Annotated in this window: 2 protein-coding genes; both read right to left on the minus strand. The window is 44.7% G+C overall.

Annotated elements, in window-relative coordinates:
• Positions 1-504, minus strand: a 504-nt coding sequence (locus R7E42_RS25130) for a sugar-binding domain-containing protein (RefSeq protein WP_411978987.1), incomplete at its 3' end; no start/stop codon positions are given.
• A gap of 347 nt (positions 505-851) precedes the next feature.
• A partial coding sequence (locus R7E42_RS25135) for a substrate-binding domain-containing protein (protein ID WP_318073259.1) occupies positions 852-1,121 on the minus strand: 270 nt, incomplete at its 5' end.

Consider the following 1,121-nt stretch of genomic DNA (forward strand, 5'->3'; position numbering starts at 1 on the left):
TTGGTGTGCGTAGGCAGAAATGTCGAACTCCGCAGTAAGACGGCTGCCTTTGCTAAAGCCGACGTACTCGCCGTTTACGTACACTTCAAAGTAGGTTTCCACGCCGTCGAACTTGATGATGGTTTGTTGGTTATCCCACTGTGGACCAAGTGTAAATGTGCGTTGATAAGCGCCCGTTGGGTTGTCGGTTGGTACAAACGGGACGTCGATCGGGAATGGGAAGCCTTCATCGGTGTATTGCAGATCGCCGTGGCCTTCCATTTGCCACATGTTTGGGACGGTAATGTGTCCCCAGTCGTTCATTGTTTGTGAGTAAAACTCATCAGGTACCAACATTGGGTTGGTGAAATAACGGAATGTCCATTGGCCGCTGAGTAACATAAAGCGGCGACTCAGTTCACGTTGAAAGGTTTGTGCGCTCTGAACAGAGTCGTAGGAGAAAAAGTACGCACGCGGTGCCATACGATTCTCGTGTAAGTGTTGGAAGTTTTCCCAATTGTTCACGTTTTGATCTCCCCTCGGCTTGGTGCGCTTATGTTGGAGTGCGGATTGGTTTCATCGCGGCTCAACATCAGTGCAAAAACAACGGCCGATGTATTGTGAAAAATGCTTATGAATAATCTGAGAAAGATATTAGTAAAAGTTTTACTAAAATAAATTAGTGAAAACGTTTTACTTTAACTTGGTCACGTTTTAAATGACCAATGTTGAGCAAGATGTGATCAGCGTAAAGGAATGCGTTCTAGATTGTTTTGGAAAGTAAAAACAGTAAAAATTCGGTAGAAAATAAAAGAAGAAATAAAAAAGCACTGAAAATTCAGTGCCTTATTTGAGCAGTTTTGAGGGGGTTTTTATCGAGTTGGGCCGCGTAGCTTGAGCTTGCTTGGAACGTACACTTGAAGGGGCAGTGCGCGTCCGTCACGGTATTTTTCTACTAACAAGTTCACGCCTTGAATACCCATCATTTCAGAATGAATACGAACGGTAGATAGAGGTGGGAAGGTAAAGCGCGCGGTAGGAATGTCGTTCACGCTGATCAGCGCAATATCATCAGGAATGTTTAAACCAAACTCATGCACTGCTCGTAACACACCAATCGCAATGGAGTCCGAAGCAATGAA

It is taken from the genome of Vibrio sp. Vb1337 (assembly GCF_033338715.1).
GTDB classification, from domain to species: domain Bacteria; phylum Pseudomonadota; class Gammaproteobacteria; order Enterobacterales; family Vibrionaceae; genus Vibrio; species Vibrio alginolyticus.